22 protein-coding genes and 1 tRNA gene are annotated in these 19033 nt (G+C 65.6%); 8 read left to right on the top strand and 15 right to left on the bottom strand.

Annotated elements, in window-relative coordinates; all coding sequences use genetic code 11:
• Positions 1-33: 33 nt before the first annotated feature.
• Entirely contained in the window at positions 34-648 is a 615-nt protein-coding gene (locus A5745_RS11990; protein ID WP_083662900.1) for a TetR/AcrR family transcriptional regulator, read from the top strand.
• 28 nt (positions 649-676) lie between these two features.
• On the top strand, positions 677-1759 hold the full coding sequence (locus A5745_RS11985) for an MBL fold metallo-hydrolase (protein ID WP_076116160.1): 1083 nt from the start codon (positions 677-679) through the stop codon (positions 1757-1759).
• A gap of 165 nt (positions 1760-1924) precedes the next feature.
• Here A5745_RS11985 and A5745_RS11980 read toward each other — a convergent pair.
• Positions 1925-1996, bottom strand: a tRNA-Thr gene (locus tag A5745_RS11980).
• Positions 1997-2024: 28 nt separating this feature from the next.
• Positions 2025-2747, bottom strand: coding sequence for a hypothetical protein (locus tag A5745_RS11975; RefSeq protein ID WP_076116159.1), 723 nt, complete (start codon positions 2745-2747; stop codon positions 2025-2027).
• A gap of 173 nt (positions 2748-2920) precedes the next feature.
• Here A5745_RS11975 and phoP point away from each other — a divergent pair, with 173 nt between their 5' ends.
• Both phoP and A5745_RS11965 read left to right on the top strand, forming a co-directional pair.
• Entirely contained in the window at positions 2921-3640 is a 720-nt protein-coding gene (gene phoP, locus A5745_RS11970; RefSeq protein WP_076064267.1) for a two-component system response regulator PhoP, read from the top strand.
• A gap of 2 nt (positions 3641-3642) precedes the next feature.
• Positions 3643-5082 (top strand): cell wall metabolism sensor histidine kinase WalK, encoded by a 1440-nt coding sequence (locus A5745_RS11965; RefSeq protein ID WP_076116158.1) that lies wholly within the window; start codon positions 3643-3645, stop codon positions 5080-5082.
• 3 nt (positions 5083-5085) lie between these two features.
• Here A5745_RS11965 and A5745_RS11960 read toward each other — a convergent pair whose 3' ends face one another.
• Complete coding sequence (locus A5745_RS11960) at positions 5086-5490, bottom strand: HIT family protein (RefSeq protein WP_076064269.1); 405 nt, start codon at positions 5488-5490, stop codon at positions 5086-5088.
• A gap of 76 nt (positions 5491-5566) precedes the next feature.
• Here A5745_RS11960 and A5745_RS11955 point away from each other — a divergent pair, with 76 nt between their 5' ends.
• Positions 5567-6211: a dihydrofolate reductase family protein gene (locus tag A5745_RS11955; protein WP_076064356.1), complete on the top strand. Its 645-nt coding sequence runs from the start codon at positions 5567-5569 to the stop codon at positions 6209-6211.
• Here the strand turns inward: A5745_RS11955 and A5745_RS11950 are convergent.
• From A5745_RS11950 to A5745_RS24680, 3 genes are read right to left on the bottom strand one after another with little or no spacing between them, the layout of a single operon-like run.
• Positions 6198-6644 carry a YkgB family protein gene (locus tag A5745_RS11950; protein ID WP_076064357.1) on the bottom strand — a complete coding sequence of 149 codons (447 nt, stop codon included), beginning with the start codon at positions 6642-6644 and terminating at the stop codon, positions 6198-6200. The genes A5745_RS11955 and A5745_RS11950 overlap by 14 nt on opposite strands.
• 50 nt (positions 6645-6694) lie before the next feature.
• On the bottom strand, positions 6695-7213 hold the full coding sequence (locus tag A5745_RS24685) for a GNAT family N-acetyltransferase (protein ID WP_076116157.1): 519 nt from the start codon (positions 7211-7213) through the stop codon (positions 6695-6697).
• Positions 7210-7707 carry a hypothetical protein gene (locus A5745_RS24680; RefSeq protein ID WP_076116156.1) on the bottom strand — a complete coding sequence of 166 codons (498 nt, stop codon included), beginning with the start codon at positions 7705-7707 and terminating at the stop codon, positions 7210-7212. Before A5745_RS24680 ends, A5745_RS24685 begins: the two co-directional genes overlap by 4 nt.
• A gap of 116 nt (positions 7708-7823) precedes the next feature.
• On the opposite strand from A5745_RS24680, the gene A5745_RS11935 reads away from it, so the two are divergent.
• Both A5745_RS11935 and A5745_RS11930 read left to right on the top strand, forming a co-directional pair.
• Positions 7824-8456 (top strand): RNA polymerase sigma factor, encoded by a 633-nt coding sequence (locus tag A5745_RS11935; RefSeq protein ID WP_076116155.1) that lies wholly within the window; start codon positions 7824-7826, stop codon positions 8454-8456.
• Positions 8453-8692 carry an anti-sigma factor gene (locus tag A5745_RS11930; RefSeq protein ID WP_254848555.1) on the top strand — a complete coding sequence of 80 codons (240 nt, stop codon included), beginning with the start codon at positions 8453-8455 and terminating at the stop codon, positions 8690-8692. Before A5745_RS11935 ends, A5745_RS11930 begins: the two co-directional genes overlap by 4 nt.
• A 99-nt stretch (positions 8693-8791) precedes the next feature.
• On the opposite strand, the gene A5745_RS11925 is transcribed toward A5745_RS11930, so the two are convergent.
• The 9 genes from A5745_RS11925 to A5745_RS11885 all read right to left on the bottom strand — a co-directional run bounded on the left by A5745_RS11925 (position 8792) and on the right by A5745_RS11885 (position 17344).
• Positions 8792-9211 carry a ketosteroid isomerase family protein gene (locus A5745_RS11925; protein ID WP_076116154.1) on the bottom strand — a complete coding sequence of 140 codons (420 nt, stop codon included), beginning with the start codon at positions 9209-9211 and terminating at the stop codon, positions 8792-8794.
• A 15-nt stretch (positions 9212-9226) separates the two neighbouring features.
• Complete coding sequence (locus A5745_RS11920; protein ID WP_254848554.1) at positions 9227-11242, bottom strand: FAD-dependent oxidoreductase; 2016 nt, start codon at positions 11240-11242, stop codon at positions 9227-9229.
• An 18-nt stretch (positions 11243-11260) separates the two neighbouring features.
• Positions 11261-12388: an NDMA-dependent alcohol dehydrogenase gene (locus tag A5745_RS11915; protein ID WP_076064274.1), complete on the bottom strand. Its 1128-nt coding sequence runs from the start codon at positions 12386-12388 to the stop codon at positions 11261-11263.
• 150 nt (positions 12389-12538) lie between these two features.
• A complete protein-coding gene (locus A5745_RS11910) occupies positions 12539-13093 on the bottom strand; it encodes a hypothetical protein (protein ID WP_076064275.1) in 555 nt (184 codons plus the stop codon).
• Between the two features lie 2 nt (positions 13094-13095).
• Positions 13096-13305 (bottom strand): ferredoxin, encoded by a 210-nt coding sequence (locus A5745_RS11905; protein ID WP_076064276.1) that lies wholly within the window; start codon positions 13303-13305, stop codon positions 13096-13098.
• Positions 13306-13317: 12 nt separating this feature from the next.
• Positions 13318-14670: a cytochrome P450 gene (locus A5745_RS11900; RefSeq protein WP_076064277.1), complete on the bottom strand. Its 1353-nt coding sequence runs from the start codon at positions 14668-14670 to the stop codon at positions 13318-13320.
• Positions 14667-15491, bottom strand: a complete 825-nt coding sequence (locus A5745_RS11895) for an SDR family oxidoreductase (RefSeq protein ID WP_076064278.1) — start codon at positions 15489-15491, stop codon at positions 14667-14669. The genes A5745_RS11900 and A5745_RS11895 overlap by 4 nt, the downstream gene beginning before the upstream one ends.
• Complete coding sequence (locus A5745_RS11890; protein WP_076116153.1) at positions 15492-16709, bottom strand: cytochrome P450; 1218 nt, start codon at positions 16707-16709, stop codon at positions 15492-15494.
• Entirely contained in the window at positions 16706-17344 is a 639-nt protein-coding gene (locus tag A5745_RS11885) for a TetR/AcrR family transcriptional regulator (RefSeq protein ID WP_076116152.1), read from the bottom strand. Before A5745_RS11885 ends, A5745_RS11890 begins: the two co-directional genes overlap by 4 nt.
• A 218-nt stretch (positions 17345-17562) precedes the next feature.
• Here A5745_RS11885 and A5745_RS11880 point away from each other — a divergent pair, with 218 nt between their 5' ends.
• Positions 17563-19032 (top strand): aldehyde dehydrogenase, encoded by a 1470-nt coding sequence (locus A5745_RS11880; RefSeq protein WP_076116151.1) that lies wholly within the window; start codon positions 17563-17565, stop codon positions 19030-19032.
• The last annotated feature ends 1 nt before the right edge of the window (position 19033 follow it).

The raw sequence follows: 19033 nt of genomic DNA, 5'->3' as shown, positions 1-19033 counted from the left end.
TAATGCAAACCCTCTGCGTTTATGATGACAGGGGTGACCACGCCCGATACACCCCGCCTGCGTCCCGGTGGCCGGTCGGCGCGCGTCCGCGCCGCCGTGCAGGCCGCGACGTTGGACCTCATCCGGGAGTGCGGCATCGACAAGGTCAGCGTGCCCGAAGTAGCCCGGCGCTCAGCCGTGCACGACAGCTCGATCTATCGACGCTGGGGCACCCGGGAGAACTTGATCGCCGACACCTTGCTCGCACACAGCGAGCAAGTGATTCCCACCCCCGACACCGGCAGCTTGCGCGGCGACCTGACCGCGTTCACCGCGTCGTTGTCCGCCTATCTGTCAACTCCGTTGGGCGCCAGCCTGACTCGGACGATGGCATATGTCGTCGACAACGACGCCACCGCGGCGAGCCGACGCGCGTTCTGGCAGGCCCGCTACCAGGCAGCCGCACCGATGATCCATCGCGCAATCGAGAGCGGTGAGCTGAATCAAGCCACCGATCCGGCGCTCGTGCTCGAAATGCTCATCGCACCAGTTCATTTCCGGGTGCTGTCCACTCGTCAACCGCTCACGGCTGAGTTCGTGAGCCACCTCGTCGACTTCGTCATGCGGGCGCTGACCGCCTCAGTGAGCGCACCACACAGGGCCATGTAAGCGATCGTTGGAAAGGAGCAAGATGCGTATGGGTGACATAGACGGGCGGTTGAGCAACGCGAGCGGGCTGAGTCTGTTGGGCGAACCGGTCCGCTACGCGGGCGGACTGCATGAGCTCGAATCCGGCGTCTTCGCATGGATGCAACCCAATGGTGGAATGGGCGAAGCCAACTGCGGATTGGTCCTCGGAGGCAACGAAGCGGCCGTCATTGACACATGCTGGGATCACCGTCAGGCACGGAGATTCCTCGACGCCGCGGATGGAGACATTTCGCGTGCACCGATTCGGCACGTCATCAACACCCATTCCAACGGCGATCATTGGTGGGGCAACTCGCTGATGCCGCGAGAGGCCACCATCATCACCTCCCAGGCGAGCCGGGATGCCATGAATCGCGAATCGCCACGGGAATTGACGCTTATCCAGAAGGCTCTCGCCGCCGGCAAGTGGTTGCCCGGCCCGATCGGCGCTGACTGCCGGTTCGGCGCCAGAAACTTCGCCCCCTACGAATTCAGCCGGGTGCGCCTGCGCTGGCCCGATCAAACATTCACGGGGACAACGACTCTCTCGGTTGGATCGCTGGCTGTGGAGCTGATCGAAGTCGGTCCCGCTCATACTCCCGGGGACCTTCTGGTGTACGTGCCCAGCGCGTCGGTGGTCTTTGCCGGCGACATCCTGTTCGTCGGCATGACACCCATCATGTGGGACGGCCCGGCGGACAACTGGATCGCCGCGCTCGACACCATCACGTCGCTGAATGCCAAGACCGTCGTGCCTGGACATGGCCCACTCGCTACGCCTGCTGATATCGCCGGGCTGAGGAGTTACTGGAGCTGGCTGCAGGCCGAGGTCCCAGGCCGACATCGACGCGGGTTGAGCGTCTACCGGGCGGCCGCCGAGCTGGTAACCTCGCGGGAATTCCGTGAGAGCCCGTGGTCGAGCTGGCAAGGTCCAGAGGTAATCGTAGGCAACGTGGCTGCCATCTATCGCAACCTCGAGCAGCGGTGCGGCGCCTTATCGCCCTTGGCGACGGTGCAGGTGTTCCGCGGGATCGCCCGACTGGCGCGAGAGCTAGGTGAATCCGGTAAACACTTGTCGGACAACAAATGACGGGCCAGCGCGCGAAATAGTGCGCTTCCAAATAGCTAAGCTGTCGGTCTCGACATCAAGCCCATGCTCGTACGACTTTCGGGTTGTAGCTTCGAACGTCTGCTGGGTCTGACTGTGGTACTGGAAGAGCCGCGCACGCGGGACAGCTCTCACGTAAACGCGTAGAGCCCCCTGTCAGGATTGAACTGACGACCGCTCGCTTACAAGGCGAGTGCTCTACCACTGAGCTAAGGAGGCCGGTAAAAGCCGGTCCAAGCCTATCCGGTCACTGCTCGCCGTCGATGACACGTTGCGTGCGCACCGATCGCGACGATGAGCGGGGCCGGCGGCCGGGCAGCGGAATACGGTCGGCGATGTTGCTCAGCGGGTTGACCACCATGGTCAGCCCGAGCACCGCGTCTTGCAGTGTGGCGATGGCCGGCTCGAGCGCCTCCATCCCCGGGGTCAGCCGAGCCAGGGTGTCGGCGACATCGGCGAGCTGGTCCAGCGGGCCGTTCTTGGCGGTCAGTTTGTCGATGAGCCCGCCGTCGGCGAGCAGCCGTTCGGCCAGCCCGTCTTCTGACAGCACCCGATCGATTAGCCCCTCCTCGGCGAGCAGCTGGTCGGCCAGCCCACCCGGCTGCAGCGCGCGATGCAGGCCGCCGCCCTCCGCGGTGAGGCGGTCGAGCAAGCCGCCCTCGGAGGTCAGCAGGTCAACCACCCCGCCGGGGCGCAGCAACCGGTCCATCGGCCCGTCGGGTGCCACGGCGCGTCCCAGCGGCGCGTCGTCATCGAGCAGCTTGGCGAGCCGATTGGCCCTGATGATCGCGTCGTCGATCCCCAGCATGGAAGTCACCGCGTTGGTACCGGCATTGCCCCCGGCGTCCGACACCGCTCGCTTCGCGACGCCAACCGCCGCCGACGCGACGTTCAAGCTCGCTTCGGCGGTGGCAAGCCCGACTCGCGCAGGAGCGGTCGCAAGGGAAACAATGCTTCTGGCGAGATTCATTCTCCGAGTCTATTCACGACATACCCCCATAACCCGAGACGAGTCCAAGCCGATGCGATGATTCCTGGCAGACTACTGGCAGACTATTAGCAACGAGCTTTCAGGAACTACACAATGACTACCAAGGCAACGTTCAGGCAAGGGACGGAAGTAACCCGCATGGATGTGACCTCATGACGGGGGCCGCCCGCACCGAAACCAAACCGGAGGCCCGCGTCCTCGTGGTCGACGACGAGGACAACATCGTCGAACTTCTCTCGGTGAGCCTCAAGTTCCAAGGGTTCGAGGTCTACACGGCGACCAATGGAGCCCAGGCCCTGGATCGCGCCCGGGACGCCCGCCCGGATGCGGTGATCCTCGACGTGATGATGCCCGGTATGGACGGCTTCGGGGTGCTGCGCCGCCTGCGTGCCGACGGCATCGACGCCCCGGCGCTGTTCCTGACGGCGCGCGATTCCCTGCAGGACAAGATCGCGGGCCTGACCCTCGGCGGCGACGACTACGTGACAAAGCCGTTCAGCCTGGAGGAGGTCGTCGCCCGGCTGCGGGTCATCCTGCGCCGCGCCGGCAAGGGCGGCGCCGAACCCCGCAGCGCCCGTTTGACATTCGCCGACATCGAACTCGACGAAGAGACGCACGAGGTGTGGAAGGCCGGCGAGCCGGTGTCGCTGTCGCCGACCGAATTCACGCTGCTTCGCTACTTCGTGATCAACGCGGGCACGGTGCTGAGCAAACCGAAGATCCTCGACCACGTCTGGCGCTACGACTTCGGCGGCGACGTCAACGTCGTCGAGTCCTACGTGTCGTATCTGCGGCGCAAGATCGACACCGGCGAGAAGCGGCTGCTGCACACGTTGCGCGGCGTGGGCTATGTGCTTCGGGAGCCGCGCTGAGCATGCGCGCGGAAAGGCACCGAACGGCTCGACGCGGTATACCCCTGCGGGTGGGCCTCGTCGCGGCCACCCTGCTGTTGGTGGCCTGCGGTCTGGTGGCGTCGGGGATCGCGGTCACGTCGATCCTTCGTCATAGCCTGATCAGCCGGATCGACCAGACGCTGCTCGACGCGTCCCGCGGCTGGGCCCAGGCGCCGCGGCGGCAATCCGCGCCGCCGTACGAGGGTCCGGACCCGGGCCGGCCGCCGTCGAAGTTCTACGTGCGCGGCGTCGGCATCGACGGCACCCCGTTCACCGCGATCAACGACCGCAACGCCGAACCGGCGCTGCCGCCCGACAACAACGTGGGACCCAATCCCACGACGCTGCCCTCGGTCAACGGCTCCGATATCCAGTGGCGCGCGGTGTCGGTGCGCGGGCCACACGGTTTGATCACGGTCGCGATCGACCTGTCCGACGTCCAGCACACCCTGCGCTCGCTGGTCCTGTTGCAGATCGGCATCGGGGCGGCGGTGCTGGTGGTGGTCGGGGTCGCAAGCTTCGTCGTGGTGCACCGCAGCCTGCGGCCGCTGTACGAAGTCGAGCACACCGCCGCCGCGATCGCCGCGGGGCAGCGAGACCTCCTGGTTCCAGAGCGCGACCCACGAACCGAGGTGGGCCGACTTTCGTTGGCGCTCAACGGGATGCTCACCCAAATCCAGCAGGCGCTGGCCTCTTCGGAGTCGTCGGCCGAGAAGGCCCGCGGTTCCGAGGAGCGGATGCGACGGTTCATCACCGACGCCAGCCACGAACTGCGGACGCCGCTGACCACCATTCGCGGCTTCGCCGAACTGTATCGGCAGGGCGCCGCGCGTGACGTTGCCATGCTGCTGTCGCGGATCGAAAGCGAAGCCAGCCGGATGGGCTTGCTCGTGGACGACCTGCTCCTGCTGGCGCGGTTGGACGTGCAACGGCCGCTGGAGCACCACCAGGTCGACTTGCTGGCCCTGGCCAGCGATGCCGTGCACGACGCGCAGGCGATCGACCCCGCGCGCAGCATCACGATGGAAGTCTTCGACGGCCCCGGCGTCCCCGAAGTGGTCGGCGACGAGCCCCGGATCCGGCAGGTGCTGAGCAACCTGGTTGCGAATGCGCTGCAGCACACCCCGGCCAGCGCCGACGTCGTCGTTCGCGTCGGCACGGAAGGCGACGACGTGGTGCTCGAGGTGGCCGACACGGGTCCCGGGATGAGCCAGCAGGACGCGTCGCGGGTGTTCGAGCGGTTCTATCGCACCGACTCGTCGCGGGCCCGGGCCAGCGGCGGCACCGGCCTGGGGTTGTCGATCGTCGACTCGCTGGTGCACGCGCACGGCGGCGACGTCACCGTGACCACCGCGCCGGGGGAGGGTTGCTGCTTCCGCGTCAGGCTGCCGCGCAGCAGCGACGTGCCCACGCGCGTTTGAGCTCTAAGCCAGTTGCTCCAGCGCCGCCTTGATCCGGGCCTGGGCCTGGTCGAGGGATTCCGGCGACGGGTTGCGGTCGACGTTGGCGAAGCCGAAATCGCTCAGGCTGCGGGTGGGGAAGACATGGACGTGCAGATGCGGCACTTCCAGCCCCGCGATGATCACCCCGGCACGCTCCGTCCTGAACGCCTTGCACACCGCCTTGCCGATCAGCTGACTCACCGCCATAACGCGTGAGAACGCCGCGTTGTCGACGTCCTGCCACTGATCGATCTCCTCGCGCGGCACCACCAGGGTGTGCCCCTGTGTCATCGGCTCGATGGTCAAGAACGCGACGACGTCGTCGTCCTCATATACAAATCGGCCGGGCAGTTCACGGTTGATGATCTTGGTGAAGATCGACGCCATGGGCCAAGCATATGTGCCGATGAGTTTGGCCGGTCTCGATGGTCAGTCCTGCAAAGACCAACAAGGAGACTTCGCCATGTCACAGGTGCGCGTGCACAACTTTTCGGTTTCCCTCGACGGCTTCGGTACGGGCATCGGACAAAGCATGGATGCGCCGTTCGGACACGCCGGCGGGCGGTTGCATGAGTGGTTTTTCGGCACGCGTACCTTCCGCACAATGCACGGCGAGTCGGGCGGGACGACGGGCATCGACGACGCTTTCGCCAGCCAGTGGGCAACGGGCATCGGCGCCGAAATCATGGGACGCCACAAGTTCGGACCGCAGCGCGGACCGTGGACCGCCGATGACTGGAAGGGTTGGTGGGGTGCCAACCCGCCATTCCATACCCCGGTCTTCGTGCTCACCCACCACCCCCGGCCCTCAATCGAGATGGAAGGTGGCACCACCTTCCACTTCATCGATGCCAGTCCCGCCGAGGCACTTCGAATCGCCCGAAAGACCGCCGGGGACAGGGACATTCGCCTCGGTGGAGGCCCGTCGAGCATCCGACAATTCCTCGCCGCCGACCTCGTCGACCACCTCCACGTCGTGGTGGTGCCGATCATCCTGGGCCGAGGCGAGCCGTTGTGGAATGGCCTGGAAGGCCTCGAAGAGCGATACTCCGTGGAATCGGTGAGCAGCCCCAGCGGCGTCACGCACCTGATCTTTACCCGCCGCTAGGCCTGTCGCGGGCTGCCAGCGCGTCGGCAAGCGTCCAGACCGCCAGGCCGAGTAGCGCAACGTCTTTGATCAGGAATCCACCATCCGCCGACAGCAGGGGGAATCCTCCGGCGGCGGCGTCGAAAATATCCGGTGTGGTGAACAAGAAGCTGATGGTGGCGACGAAAAGGCCAATCGACATTAAGCTGCCTACGATCGACGCGCGGGGCGACATGGGTTTGACCGAAAGCAACAGTGCCGCAGTAAGTTCGAAGATTCCAAGCAGGGTTGAGAACGTGCGGACCGAGAACACGGCATAGAGCCAACTCATGAAGGGGCTATGCGCTATGAGCGGTTGGATTCCCTGCGCCTCGTAGGCCGTGAATTTCATTACGCCGAACCAGGCGATCACGATGACCAACCCGTAGCGGGCGAGCCCGCTGCCCAGCCGCATCGTGGCATCAGCTATTGCGAAGTCTTGAGTGGAAACGTTGTACCGCAGGTTCATTGAGCACATCCTTCAATGCGGGTCATCCGATAGCGGGTTACTGGTCCCAGGGGGCCGGGTATGCAGGCGATGGGGGTCATGCCGAGACGTTCGATCACTGCGGCCGACGCGACGTTGCCGCCGTCGACCTCGGCGAAAATCTCCGCTAGACCCAATTTGCCTAGCGCGTAATCGATCACGCCGCCGGCTGCCTCGGTGGCATAGCCGTTGCTCCAGCTGTCGGGGGTCAGGCTATAGAAGACTTCGACGCCCACCTCCTCCAACGGCCGTAACCCAACCGCGCCGACGGGTGGACCGCCGCCGTCGAGCCGAATGAGCCATAGCCCATATCCGGCGGACGCGAAGCGGCGAACGCTTTCCATGATGGTTGCCACTATCTCGTCCGGGACGGCGGGTGTTGCGTCGAACAAGAACCGGCGAATCACTGGATCGCTCCAATGCGCGATCAAGAAGTCGGCATCGTCCGCCGATACCGGACGCAGCGTAAGCCGTTGCAGTTCAAGCACGTCCGTCACATCGGACTCCAGCCGGTGGAGGCGAATACGGCACCCCGCGACCTCACCAGACCCGCGAGCATCAGCGCGCAGTACCCGTAGGGCAACACCATGAGCGGCTGCCCGGTTGCGCTGAAGAAGCGGGTGGCCATGATCGCATCGTGGAGACCGACCCATACGAAGCAAAAGGCAAGGAACCACCATGCCCAGCGCTGTCCGTCGCGCAGCCCGAAACGCGCGACGACAATCACGGCGACCGCGCCGGCCACGATGTTGACCCCGCCGACCGAGCCGCTCAACTGCATCCACGCCGGGGCGTCGAGTCCGGCGCGCGAAAGATCCGAGTAGGAGAAGTCGAGGGTGCCCAACCCGGTCCACCACGCAGAATTCGGGCGTGCCGCCACACCGATCCATGTGGTCAGGAGCGTGGTCAGTCCGGCCGCGAGGGGAACGAAGCCGGCGGCGAAATTCAGCTTCCAGCCCGGCACGGTGGACAGGCTCGTGGATGATTGCATGCTGAGTGGTGTGCGTGGGATCGTCCGGCGTTACACAGACTGTGGATGGCGGTGTAACGATCCGGCCCGTCCGGCCAACTAAATCTAAAGCCGATGGTGGTTAGCGTTAGGTCGCGATGACTGTGAAAGACGAGTCGGGGCTGATCGCGGCGCTGCGCGAAGGCGACGAGGCCGTATTCGCTCAGCTTGTCGATCAGTACACCCCGGCGATGCTGCGGATGGCGCGCGGTTATGCGCCGACACATCAGATCGCCGAGGAGGTCGTCCAGGAAGCCTGGATCGCGCTGCTGAAAGGAATTTCGAGATTTGAAGGCCGATCCTCGTTACGCACTTGGCTTTTCGCCGTGGTAATCAATATCGCCAAGCAGCGGGGCTTGAGGGAGCGCCGCGACGCCGACGCGGAAATCGCCGCGTATACCGGTGGCACCGTCGATCCCGGGCGATTCCGTGGTGCCGATGACCCGGCGTGGCCGGGTCATTGGAAAGAACGTCAGGAACCGGCCGCGTTCCCCGACACCCCGGAGGAGTCGGTCCTCGCCGATGAATTGGTCGCGGTCGCGCGACGCGAACTCGACAAACTACCGGAACGTCAGCGCATGGTCGTGTCGCTGCGCGACATGCTCGGATTCGACTCCAGCGAGGTGTGCGAATTGCTCAACATCAGCGTGGCCAACCAGAGGGTGCTGCTGCACCGCGGCAGGGCCGCCGTCCGGCAAACACTCGAGAACTACCTGGCGGACCCGTCATGAGCGCGCGGCCGATGGACTGCAACGAGCTGGTCGAGCTGGTCACCGCCTACCTGGACGACGCGCTGGACGAGCAGACCCGCGCCCGCTTCGTCGACCACCTGCAAGCGTGTGACGGCTGCGAAAACTATCTCCAGCAATTCCGCACGACGGTGGCGACCCTCGGCAAGATTCCCGGCGAGGAACTCGACCCCGCCTTCCGCGACCGACTGCTCAGCGCCTTTCGCCACTGGCAATAGAACAAGGACAGCATGCGGGCGCCGACATTGCCGCCATGGCTGTGATCGCCGTCCAATTCGCGACCATGACGGCAATTTCGGCGCGTGGAGCAGCGCCGGCTACTCCTCCTTGCCGAACTTCATCGCGTCGAGGTTCCAGTACCCTCGCATGTTGGTGATCAGCCCCGCGTCGTTGACCTTGTAGGTGAACACCCCGCGCACCTCGCTCGTGACACCACCCTCAAACTTGCTGTGCAGCACCAGGATATGGGCTATCTCGTCGGGCGAGCTGGACGGGAACGTCTCCTCGCAGGTGATCGTCAACTGATTGGCCGCGATGTTGTTGTCGTAAAAGGCAGCGACGCCTTCCTTGCCCTTCACGCCGTCGCCCTCGGGGTTGGTCACCGACTTGCCGATGGGGTCCTCGATCACGATGTCGTCGGCCATGAGCGCGAGCCAGCCCTCGCGGTCATGGGCCTGCACACAGCGCCACGACGATTGCGACGCGGTCAGTGCCGGGGATTGGGCGGTTTGGGTCATCGTGTTCTCCTGTCTCTAGATTGCGCACGCGGCGCGTGCGCCCTCCTCGGTGGCTTTGCGGATGAGGCCAAGGCCGCTGCAGTCGCCGGCCGCGTGCACCTCGGCTCCGGGCATGGCAGCGACCAGGCGGTCGAACAACGCGGTGTCGGGCTCGACCGTCCCGGCCAGCACGACGCTGTCGGCGGGCAGTTGCCGCCGGGTGCCACCCGCGGGCGTGAACACCACGGCGGTGGTCGTGATTCTTTCGACGGCGGCCCGGACATGGACCGTGACGCCGAGCCGGTCCAGACGATCCATGTGCTCGGTCTTGCGCTTGTTGCCCACTTCGGGGGCGATGTCCTTGCCGGCTTCGAGTACCGACACCAGCCGGCCCCGGCTCGCGAGAAATTCCGCCAATTCCAGCGCGACCAGGTCACCGCCGACGATGGCCACACGCCGCCCGACGGGCATCCACGCCCGGCTGGCGAGGCGAACCGCCGTGGGGCGCACCAGCCGCTGTCGCCAGCCGGCGAACAGTTGTCCGTCGAGGAATGCACGTAACCCGGGACCGGTGCGGACGTGCGGCAGGTCGGCTCCCGGTAGGGTCGGCACGGCGACATGGCCGCCCGTTGCCACGATCACCGCGTCGGGCGTCTGAGCGATGACCTCCTCAGCCGAAACCGCGTGGTGCAGCGTGACTTTCGCGGTGCTCGACTTGACCTCGTCGCGCAGATAGTGCAGGAACGGCTGGTTTTCCGGGTGCAGCACCGACGCCCACCGAAGGGCGCCGCCCAATTGGCCACCGCGTTCGAATAGCTGGACGCGATGGCCCCGCTCGGCGGCCACGCGGGCGGCTTCGAGCCCCGCGGGTCCGCCGCCGATCACTACGACGCGCTTGGCGCGAATGGTGCGGGGCGCCGCCAATTCGCGCTCCTTGCCGGTGCGGGGATTGACCGCGCAGTCGACGGAGAAGCGTTGTTCCATTGAGTCGATGCAGTTTTCGCAGGAGATGCACTTGCGAATCCGGTGCGCCTGCCCGGATCGCAGTTTGCGCGGCAGCTCGGCGTCGGCGAGCAGCGGGCGGCCCATCGCGATGAAATCCGCACGCCCCTCGGCAAGGATTTCCTCGGCCCGGGCCGGGTCGTGGATTCGGCCGACGGCGATCACCGGCACGTCGACGGCCTGCTTGACCGCGGCGGCGGCGCCGACGTTGACCGCGTCGCCGTCGTCGGCACCGTTGACCATCCCGGTGACCAGTCGGTCTATCACGCCGCCGCTGACGTGAAACGCATCCACGCCCGCGGCCACCAGTTCGGGTGCCACCCGCGCGGTTTCGTAGATCGGCCGTCCTCCGGCCACCCGTTCGTAACCGGAAATCCGCAACGTGATGGGCAGGGCGTCGCCGACCTCGGAGCGAATCGCCGCCAGCGCGTCCAGCACCACCTTGATCCGACCGCGCGACGAGTCGCCCCGGTAGTCATCGGTGCGTCGATTGCGTTGCGGGGCAAGGAAAGAGCCCAGCAGCATGTAGCCATGCGCGGCGTGCAGCTCGATCCCGTCGTATCCCGCCTCGGCGGCGCGGCGCACCGCGGCCTTGAACAGGTCGAACACCGCGCAGAGCTGAGCCTTGCTGATCTCCGTCGACGGACGGCCGGTGAGATAGGACGGGATAACCGAGGGCCCCACGGACGGGACGCCGAAGATCTCCGGCCCCAGGCCGTCGGGGCCGGCGTGCACGATCTGGGGCTGGATCTTGGCGCCGTGTTCGTGCACGGCCTCGACCAGCGCACGATGGGCGTCGACCGCATCGTCGGTGGCCAGATGCAGGCCGCCCGGAGTCTCGGGGTGGCGATGGTCGATTCCGGTGGCGCCCAACGTGATCAACCCGACGCCACCGCGAGCTCGGGCAGCGAAATAGTCGCGGGTGCGCTGCGACGGCAGCCCGTCGGGTGTGCCGTACATCGTCTCCATCGGAGACATCACCAACCGGTTGCGCACCGTCATGGCGCCGATTCGCCCGGGCGCCAAAAGATGCCGAAAGCCGGCGGTCACCGGCAAGCCGATGGTCGGCTACCGATCGGCGTCCGTGTAGCGGATGACGCCGCGAATGTTCTTGCCGTCCAGCATGTCCTGGTAGCCGTCGTTGATCTGCTCGAGCCGGTACTGGCGGGTGATCATGTCGTCCAGGTTGAGCTTGCCGGCCTTGTACATCGACAGCAGCTGCGGAATGTCGTATTGCGGGTTCCCGCCGCCGAAGATGGTGCCCTGCAGGTTCTTCTGCATCAGGGTCAGCATCGCCAGGTTCAGCGTCACGTTGGTGTCCAGCAGGCTGCCGATCGCCGTCAGCACGCAGGTGCCACCCTTTTGGGTGATGTTCAGGTAGGCGTCGACGTCGGCGCCCTTCAGCTCACCAACCGTGACCACCACTTTGTGCGCCATCAGGCCGTAGGTGACCTCGGCCATGCCCATCAGCGCGGCGTTGATGTCGGGGTACACGTGGGTGGCACCGAACTTCAGCGCCTGATCGCGCTTCCACTCCACCGGGTCGATCGCGAAGATGTAGCGGGCGCCGGCGTTGACGGCACCCTGCAGCGCGGCCATGCCGACGCCACCGACGCCGACGATCGCGACGTCCTGGCCCGGACGGATATCGGCGGTGCGGACGGCCGAACCGTAGCCGGTGGTGACGCCGCAACCCACCAGGGCGGCCACCTCGAAGGGCACCGACGGGTCGATCTTCACGACCGAGCTGCGGTGCACGACCATGTACGGCGAGAACGTGCCCAGCAGCGTCATCGGGTAGACGTTCTGGCCGCGGGACTGGATGCGGAAGGTGCCGTCGGACACCGCCTCCCCGCCCAGCAGCCCGGCACCAAGATCACACAGGTTGCGCATGCCCGCCTGACAGGTCGCACACTGCCCGCACGACGGGATGAACGACAGCACCACGTGGTCTCCCGGGGCGATGTCCTCCACGCCCGGCCCAACCTCGGTGACAATGCCCGCGCCTTCGTGCCCGCCGAGCACCGGGAAGCCCGCCATCGGGATGCCGCCCGTGACCAGGTGATGGTCGGAGTGGCACATGCCCGCCGCTTCCATCTGGATCTTGACCTCGTGCGCTTGCGGGTCGCCGATCTCGATCTCTTCGATGGACCACGGCTGGTTGAATTCCCAGATCAGTGCGCCTTTTGTCTTCACGTTGGACCTGACCCCATTTCGCCTTTGAATTGAGACTGCCCGACCAATCTTGCCTGGCAGCGGTGGTGACGGGTGCCACAGGGCACTCCTGTCGCGTCAGCATAGCGCGTGCAACAAATCAAATGCTTGGTTGGGTGGGCCGGACCCCGTTCACCAGATCGGGACGGGCGCCTGCCCGAGCGGGTAGTAGCCAGGCAGCTTCTCACCGGCGATGCTGCGCTCGATCCGCTTCTGCATACCCGCGGACAGGTCGCCGGACTCGATGAGCTTCGCGAACATCTTCGCGACATGACCGAAGTCAAAGAAGTCCCGCTGCCACTCGATGAGCCCCTCGCCGTTGAGGCGGAACCAGCTGCCGCCGATGCCGTAGATCTCGTCCTGCGTGCCGTCGGCCTTGTTGACGATCTGCTTCCAGAAGCCGACGATCTCACCCTGCTTCTCGTCGATGAGCACCTTCTGGTACTCGTACACCCAGTTCTCCAGGCCCTCCATCTCCAGGCCGAGTGCGACATCGCGGATTTCGTCGACGCCCACGCACATCACGTCCTCCTTCGGACCGATGTTCCACCCGTAGGTCGCATCCTTGGCGTAGAAATCCGCCAGCGGCTTCCAATCGCCGGCTTTTTCGCAGTCCTTGTTGGCCTGCAGCCAGCGGTCGACCCATGCCTCGAGTTCCGCGCGTGAGTGTGACGGCTCCGACGTCATTGTCAGTCTTCTTTCTCTTTGATGAATAGTGCTTGCGTTGGGCACATATCGACCGCGCGCTCGACGTCTTCGCGGGCGTCTTCGGGCGGTTCGGGGTCGAGGATCTCGACCTTGCCCCGCTTGGGCACCCGGAAGTAGTCCGGCGCCTCCAATTCACACATGGCGTGGCCCTGACACAAATCCAGATCCGCTTCGATCCTGAATCCGCCCATCGGACTGACTCCTTACGCGCTGCGCTTGCGGTATCGGACCTTCGCCGGCCGCGCGAGCTGGACGACCATCTTGGAGTGGTCGTTGTGATAGCTGTCCGCGGGCTGCGCCATCTCAAACTCGTACTCGCGCAACAAAACCGAGAAGATCGCCTTGATCTGCATCTGGGCGAAGGCGGCGCCGACGCAGCGGTGTCGCCCCGCGCCGAACGGGATCCAGGTCCACCGGTTGACGATGTCGGCCTGCTCGGGCTTGTTGTAGCGATCGGGCTTGAACGCATCCGGGTCGGGAAAATCTTCCGGGATCCGGTTGGAGATGGCCGGGGAGGCGGCGACGTAGTCACCGTCGTGAATCGGGAAGCCCTCGACATCGAACTCGCCCCGGGCCACCCGCATCAAGATGATCAACGGCGGGTGCAGGCGCAGCGTTTCCTTGACCACGTTGTCCAGCTTCGGAATCTGGCGCAGCGCATGGAAACTCACCTCCTGCCCGTCGGCGTAGAGTTCCTCGAGTTCGTCGAGCACCTCGGCGTAGACGTCGGGATGGCGGATGAGCTCGATCAGCGTCCATGCCGAGGTGCCAGAACTGGTGTGGTGCCCGGCGAACATCAGCGAGATGAACATCCCGGTCACCTCGTCGGCGGAGAACCGGGGATTGCCGTCTTCGTCCTTGATCGAGACCAGCACGTCGAGCATGTCGCGGTCGCCCTTGTCCTCGGGCGGGTTGGCGATGCGCTGGTTCATGATCTCCTGCACCAGCGCGACGAGCTTGACGCGGGCCTCGTCGCGGCGCTGGAAGCTTTCGATCGGCAGGTAGGGGTCGACGTAGCACAACGGGTCGGTGCCGCGCTCCAGCTCGTGGTAGTACTCGGCGAATCGGTGGTCGAGCTGATTGCGGAATTTCACGCCGATCAGGCAGGCGGTTGAGGTGTAGATGGTCAACTCGGAGAAGAAGTCGAGCAGTTCGAGTTCGCCTTCCTCGCCCCAGTCGGCGATCATCCCCTTGACTTGAGCCTCGATGGTGGCCGCGTGGCCCTTCATCTGTTCACCGCGCAGCGCCGAGTTGTGCAGCATCTCCTTGCGCCGCTCCGGGCTCGCGTCGAAGACCACGCCCTTGCCGAAGATCGGCGCCATAAACGGATAAGCCGCCGCCTGGTCCAAATCCTCGTCGGCAGAACGGAAGAAGAACTCGTTGGCGTTTGAGCCCGAGAGCAGGATGACGTGTTTGTCGGCCAACTGGAACCAGCCGACGTCGCCGCATTCGTCACGCGTACGCTGCATCAGGCCGATTGGGTCGGTTCGGAACTCCTCGAGATGACCGTGTTCTTCTTCGCCGCCGGAAACCCGGGGCACGATGGCGGTTGTCATGACGGCATCCCCTCCTCGCCGAGCGCGAGCTTCTGACGATCTTTTTTGTCGGCCAAGGGGGCCTCGGGTTGAAGCTCCATATTCGCGATGAAGCCGCCGCGCGGTGTCTCGGCGACAAAGGTGATGGCTCGTGCCAGATCCGCCGCCCGCAGGAAGTAGTCGTGGCGGGCCTGGCCCCACTTGGCCCAGTCCTCGAGCGCCGGGCCGATCTTCTCGGCCGGCAGGCTCCAGCCCATCCCTGTCTTGGTGGGACCCGGGTGCACGATCGAGGCCCGCACGCCGGTGCCCTCCAGCTCCATCTGGAAGTTGGTGACCATCGCGACGAGCGCGGCCTTGGCCGCGCCGTACGCGCCCATGTGCGGGCGTTGGCGTAGCGCGACATCGGATCCGACGAAGATCAGGTCGCCGCGCTGGCGCTCGAGCATGCCGGGCAGCACAGCGGAGGCCAGCCGGTTGGCGCCGACGAGGTGGATCTGCAGCTGCGATTCGAACTCGTCGGTGGTGATCTCGGCGAGCTTGCCGAAGTAGGTGTCACCCGCGCCGGTAACCAGTACCTCGATTTCGCCGAGCGCGTCGACCGATTGTGCGACAAACGATTTCACTGAGTTCGGGTCGGTGACGTCCAGGTGGAATCCGACGGCCTCGCCTCCTTCGGCGTTGATCTTGCCGACGATGTCGTTCAGCTTCTCGACCCGGCGGGCGCCGAGGGCGACCGGAAAGCCATGCGCAGCGAGTTCGATGGCGGTGGCCTCTCCGATGCCGGAGGAGGCGCCGGCCACGATCGCCGGTCGACGCTCGGGCAAGGGATCAAAGCGGGGCATTCAGCGGACCTCCACGGTCATGGGTAGGTGAGCGAATCCGCGGACATTGCTGGAGTGGACGCGGACGGCGTTGGCCTCGTCGACCTGATATCCGCGGATTCGCTTGAACAGTTCGGTCAGCGCCACGCGGGCTTCCATCCTGGCCAGATGGGCGCCCAGGCAGAAGTGCGCGCCGCTGCCGAAACTCACGAGCTTGGAACCGATGTCGCGCCCGATGACGTAGGCGTCGGGATTGTCGAACACCCGCTCGTCGCGGTGGGCCGACCCCGGTAGCAACAGCAGGACGTCGCCCTCGGGAATGGTGGTGTCGTAGAGGGTGAGCTCGCCGGACACGGTGCGCGCCAGAATCTGACTGGACGTGTCATAGCGCAGTGTCTCCTCCACCCACAGCGGGACCCGGGACAGGTCGTCGTAGACGGGTGCGAGCTGATCGGGATTCTTGTAACCCCAAAATGCGGCGTTGGCAACGAGTTTCGTGGTGGTTTCGTTGCCGGCGATCACCATCAGGAACATGAACCCGAGGATTTCCTCGTCGGTGAGTCGGTCGCCGTCGATCTCGGCGGCCAGCAGCGCCGACGTCAGGTCCTCGGTCGGCCGGTTGCGCCGCTCGGCGATCATCTGCTGGTAGTAGACGATGAGGTTGATCGACGCCTCGATCGCCGACGCCGGCACATCGTTGACGCCGTCCTCGCGATGCATCACGCCGTCAGCCATCGCGCGGATGCGGTCGCGGTCGGCCAGCGGCACGCCCATCAGTTCTGAGATGACGTCCATCGGCAGCTTGCCGGCGAATTCCGCGACATAATCCACAGTTCCCGAGTCCGCCTTCTCCAGCATGGCGTCGAGGTGCTGCACCGCGAGCGCGGTGACGCGTGGCTCGAGTTCCCGGATCCGGCGCGGCGTAAAGCCTTTCGACACCAGCGTGCGCAGACGTAGATGGGCGGGATCGTCCATCGCCAGGAACGACATGGTCTTCGACGCATGCGGTCCGCGCGAGACCGGGTCCAGCGACACGCCGTCGCGGTTGGAAAGCGTTGTGCTGTTCCGAAACCCGTGCAGCACATCTTGATGCCGGGACAAAGCCCAGAACTTCAGTTCCTCGTTGCGGTACAAGGGGGCGTCGTCGCGCAGCCGCTTGTAATACGGGTACGGATCCTCATGGAAGTCGTAATCGTAGGGATCGAGGACCAATTCGTGGTCCCCAACGTGCACCGTCATGAGCTCGTCGCCTCCTGGTTGGTCTCGCTGGCTCCGGCCAGAATGAGGCGCACCACATAGGTCAGCCGGTCGGCGATCTCGTGGTAGGTGAATTCACCGCTACCCGCCTGCACGAGCGCACCGAAGAAGGCCATCTCTAACGCCGACACGGTGGTGGGGTTGGCGCCGGGCCCGATGGCGGTGGAAATGCGACGGTGAATTTCCGCGCCGATGCGGTCGCGGGCGGCGCTGACCGCGGGATCGGCACCCCCGCCGAGCAACGCCGTGGTGCACGCCGCGCTGACCTCGGGCTCGTCGGCGACGACGAGGGCCAGATGCCGCAGCGCCTTGTCCACCCGGGTGGGCATGGGGTCGTTGACGTCGGTGAAGTAGGGCACCTGGCGGACGAGGTCGAGGTAGACCTCGGCGATCAGGTGATTCTTCGACGAGAAGTAGGTGTAGGCGGTGGCAGGGGCGACCTTCGCGCGCGCCGCTACCGCGCGCACCGTCAGGTCGGCGTACGACTTCTCCCGCAGGGTCTCGATGCCGGCGGCGAGCACCTTGCGGAACGTCTCCTCCTGGCGCCGGTTGCGCGGCGCCTGACCGGTCTGGTGCTCGGCTTGGGATGTGATCGTAACCAGGGCATCGCTGGACACATGTCCAAGCTATCGGATAAACGCGAGGCGAGGCAAGCCCGTTTCGCAAATACCCAGCGTAGCGCGGCCTTAGCGCAGGCCTCATCGGGTGGGATCAGGTCGGCCCTTGCACCGCAGACAGCCTGGCGACTATGGTGCGATGGGACAATATCGGACAACTGTCCACTTGATTGGCTTCGTGGATTTGCCCTTCGAATCGCCACAGACGGGAGCGGGAGATGGCCCTGTTGGCCGACGGCGTGAGCGCGCTGTTCATCGACGGCAAGATGTCGACCGGAAACGCGGGTACCTTCCCGACCATCAATCCGGCGACCGAGGAGGTGCTCGGCGTCGCCGCCGACGCCGACGCCGAAGACATGGGCCGCGCGATCGATGCCGCCCGGCATGCCTTCGACGAGACGGACTGGTCGCGCAACACCGAATTGCGGGTGCGGTGTGTTCGGCAGCTGCGAGATGCGATGCAGCAGCACCTCGAAGAATTGCGCGAGATCACCATCGCCGAAGTGGGCGCGCCGCGCATGCTCACCGCGATCGCTCAGCTCGAAGCCCCGGTCAACGACCTCGCATTCGCGGCCGATACCGCCGAATCATACGAATACAGCCAGGATCTCGGCGAGGCGTCACCGATGGGGATCCCCACCCGGCGCACCATCGCCCGTGAAGCCGTCGGCGTCGTCGGAGCCATCACCCCGTGGAACTTCCCGCACCAGATCAACCTCGCCAAGATCGGGCCCGCGCTGGCCGCCGGAAATACCGTCGTCTTAAAGCCCGCCCCCGATACGCCCTGGTGCGCCGCCGTGCTCGGGGAACTCATCGCCCAGCACACCGACTTTCCGCCCGGCGTGATCAACATCGTCACGTCAAGCGACCACGGCGTGGGTGCGCTGTTGGCCAAAGACCCTCGGGTGGACATGGTTTCGTTCACCGGATCGACCGCCACCGGCCGCAGCGTGATGGCCGACGGCGCCGCGACCATCAAGAAGGTGTTCCTCGAGCTGGGCGGCAAGTCGGCGTTCATCGTTCTCGACGACGCCGACCTGAACGCCGCGGTGGGCGTGGCGGGGTTCTCGGTGTGCATGCACGCCGGGCAGGGATGCGCAATCACCACCCGGTTACTGGTCCCGCGGGCGCGGTACGACGACGCCGTCGCGGTCGCAGCCGCGACGATGGGCGGTATCAAGCCCGGCGACCCGACCGACCCCGGAACAATTTGCGGCCCAGTCATTTCCGCACGCCAGCGCGACCGGATCCAGGGCTATCTTGACTCGGCGATCGCCGAGGGCGGGACCTTTGCGTGCGGGGGCGGCCGGCCGGCCGACCGCGACGTCGGTTTCTTCATCGAGCCCACCCTGATCGCTGGGTTGGGCAACGACGCGCGCTGCGCGCGCGAGGAGATCTTCGGCCCCGTCCTGACGGTGATTCCGCATGACGGCGACGACGATGCCGTGCGCATCGCCAACGACTCGCCATACGGGTTGTCGGGCAGCGTGTTCGGCGCCGACCCGGAGAGGGCGGCGAGGGTCGCCGCACGGGTCCGCGCGGGCACGATCAATGTCAACGGCGGCGTGTGGTACTCCGCCGACGCGCCGTTCGGCGGATACAAACAGTCCGGCAACGGCCGGGAAATGGGGCTTGCCGGCTTCGAGGAATACCTGGAAGTCAAAACCATTGCGACAGCGGTCCAGTGAA

It is taken from the genome of Mycobacterium sp. IS-2888, assembly GCF_001954215.1.
Taxonomy (GTDB): domain Bacteria; phylum Actinomycetota; class Actinomycetes; order Mycobacteriales; family Mycobacteriaceae; genus Mycobacterium.
The sequence above is the reverse complement of the archived record's forward strand: the minus strand, read 5'-3'. Positions and strand labels throughout refer to the sequence as shown.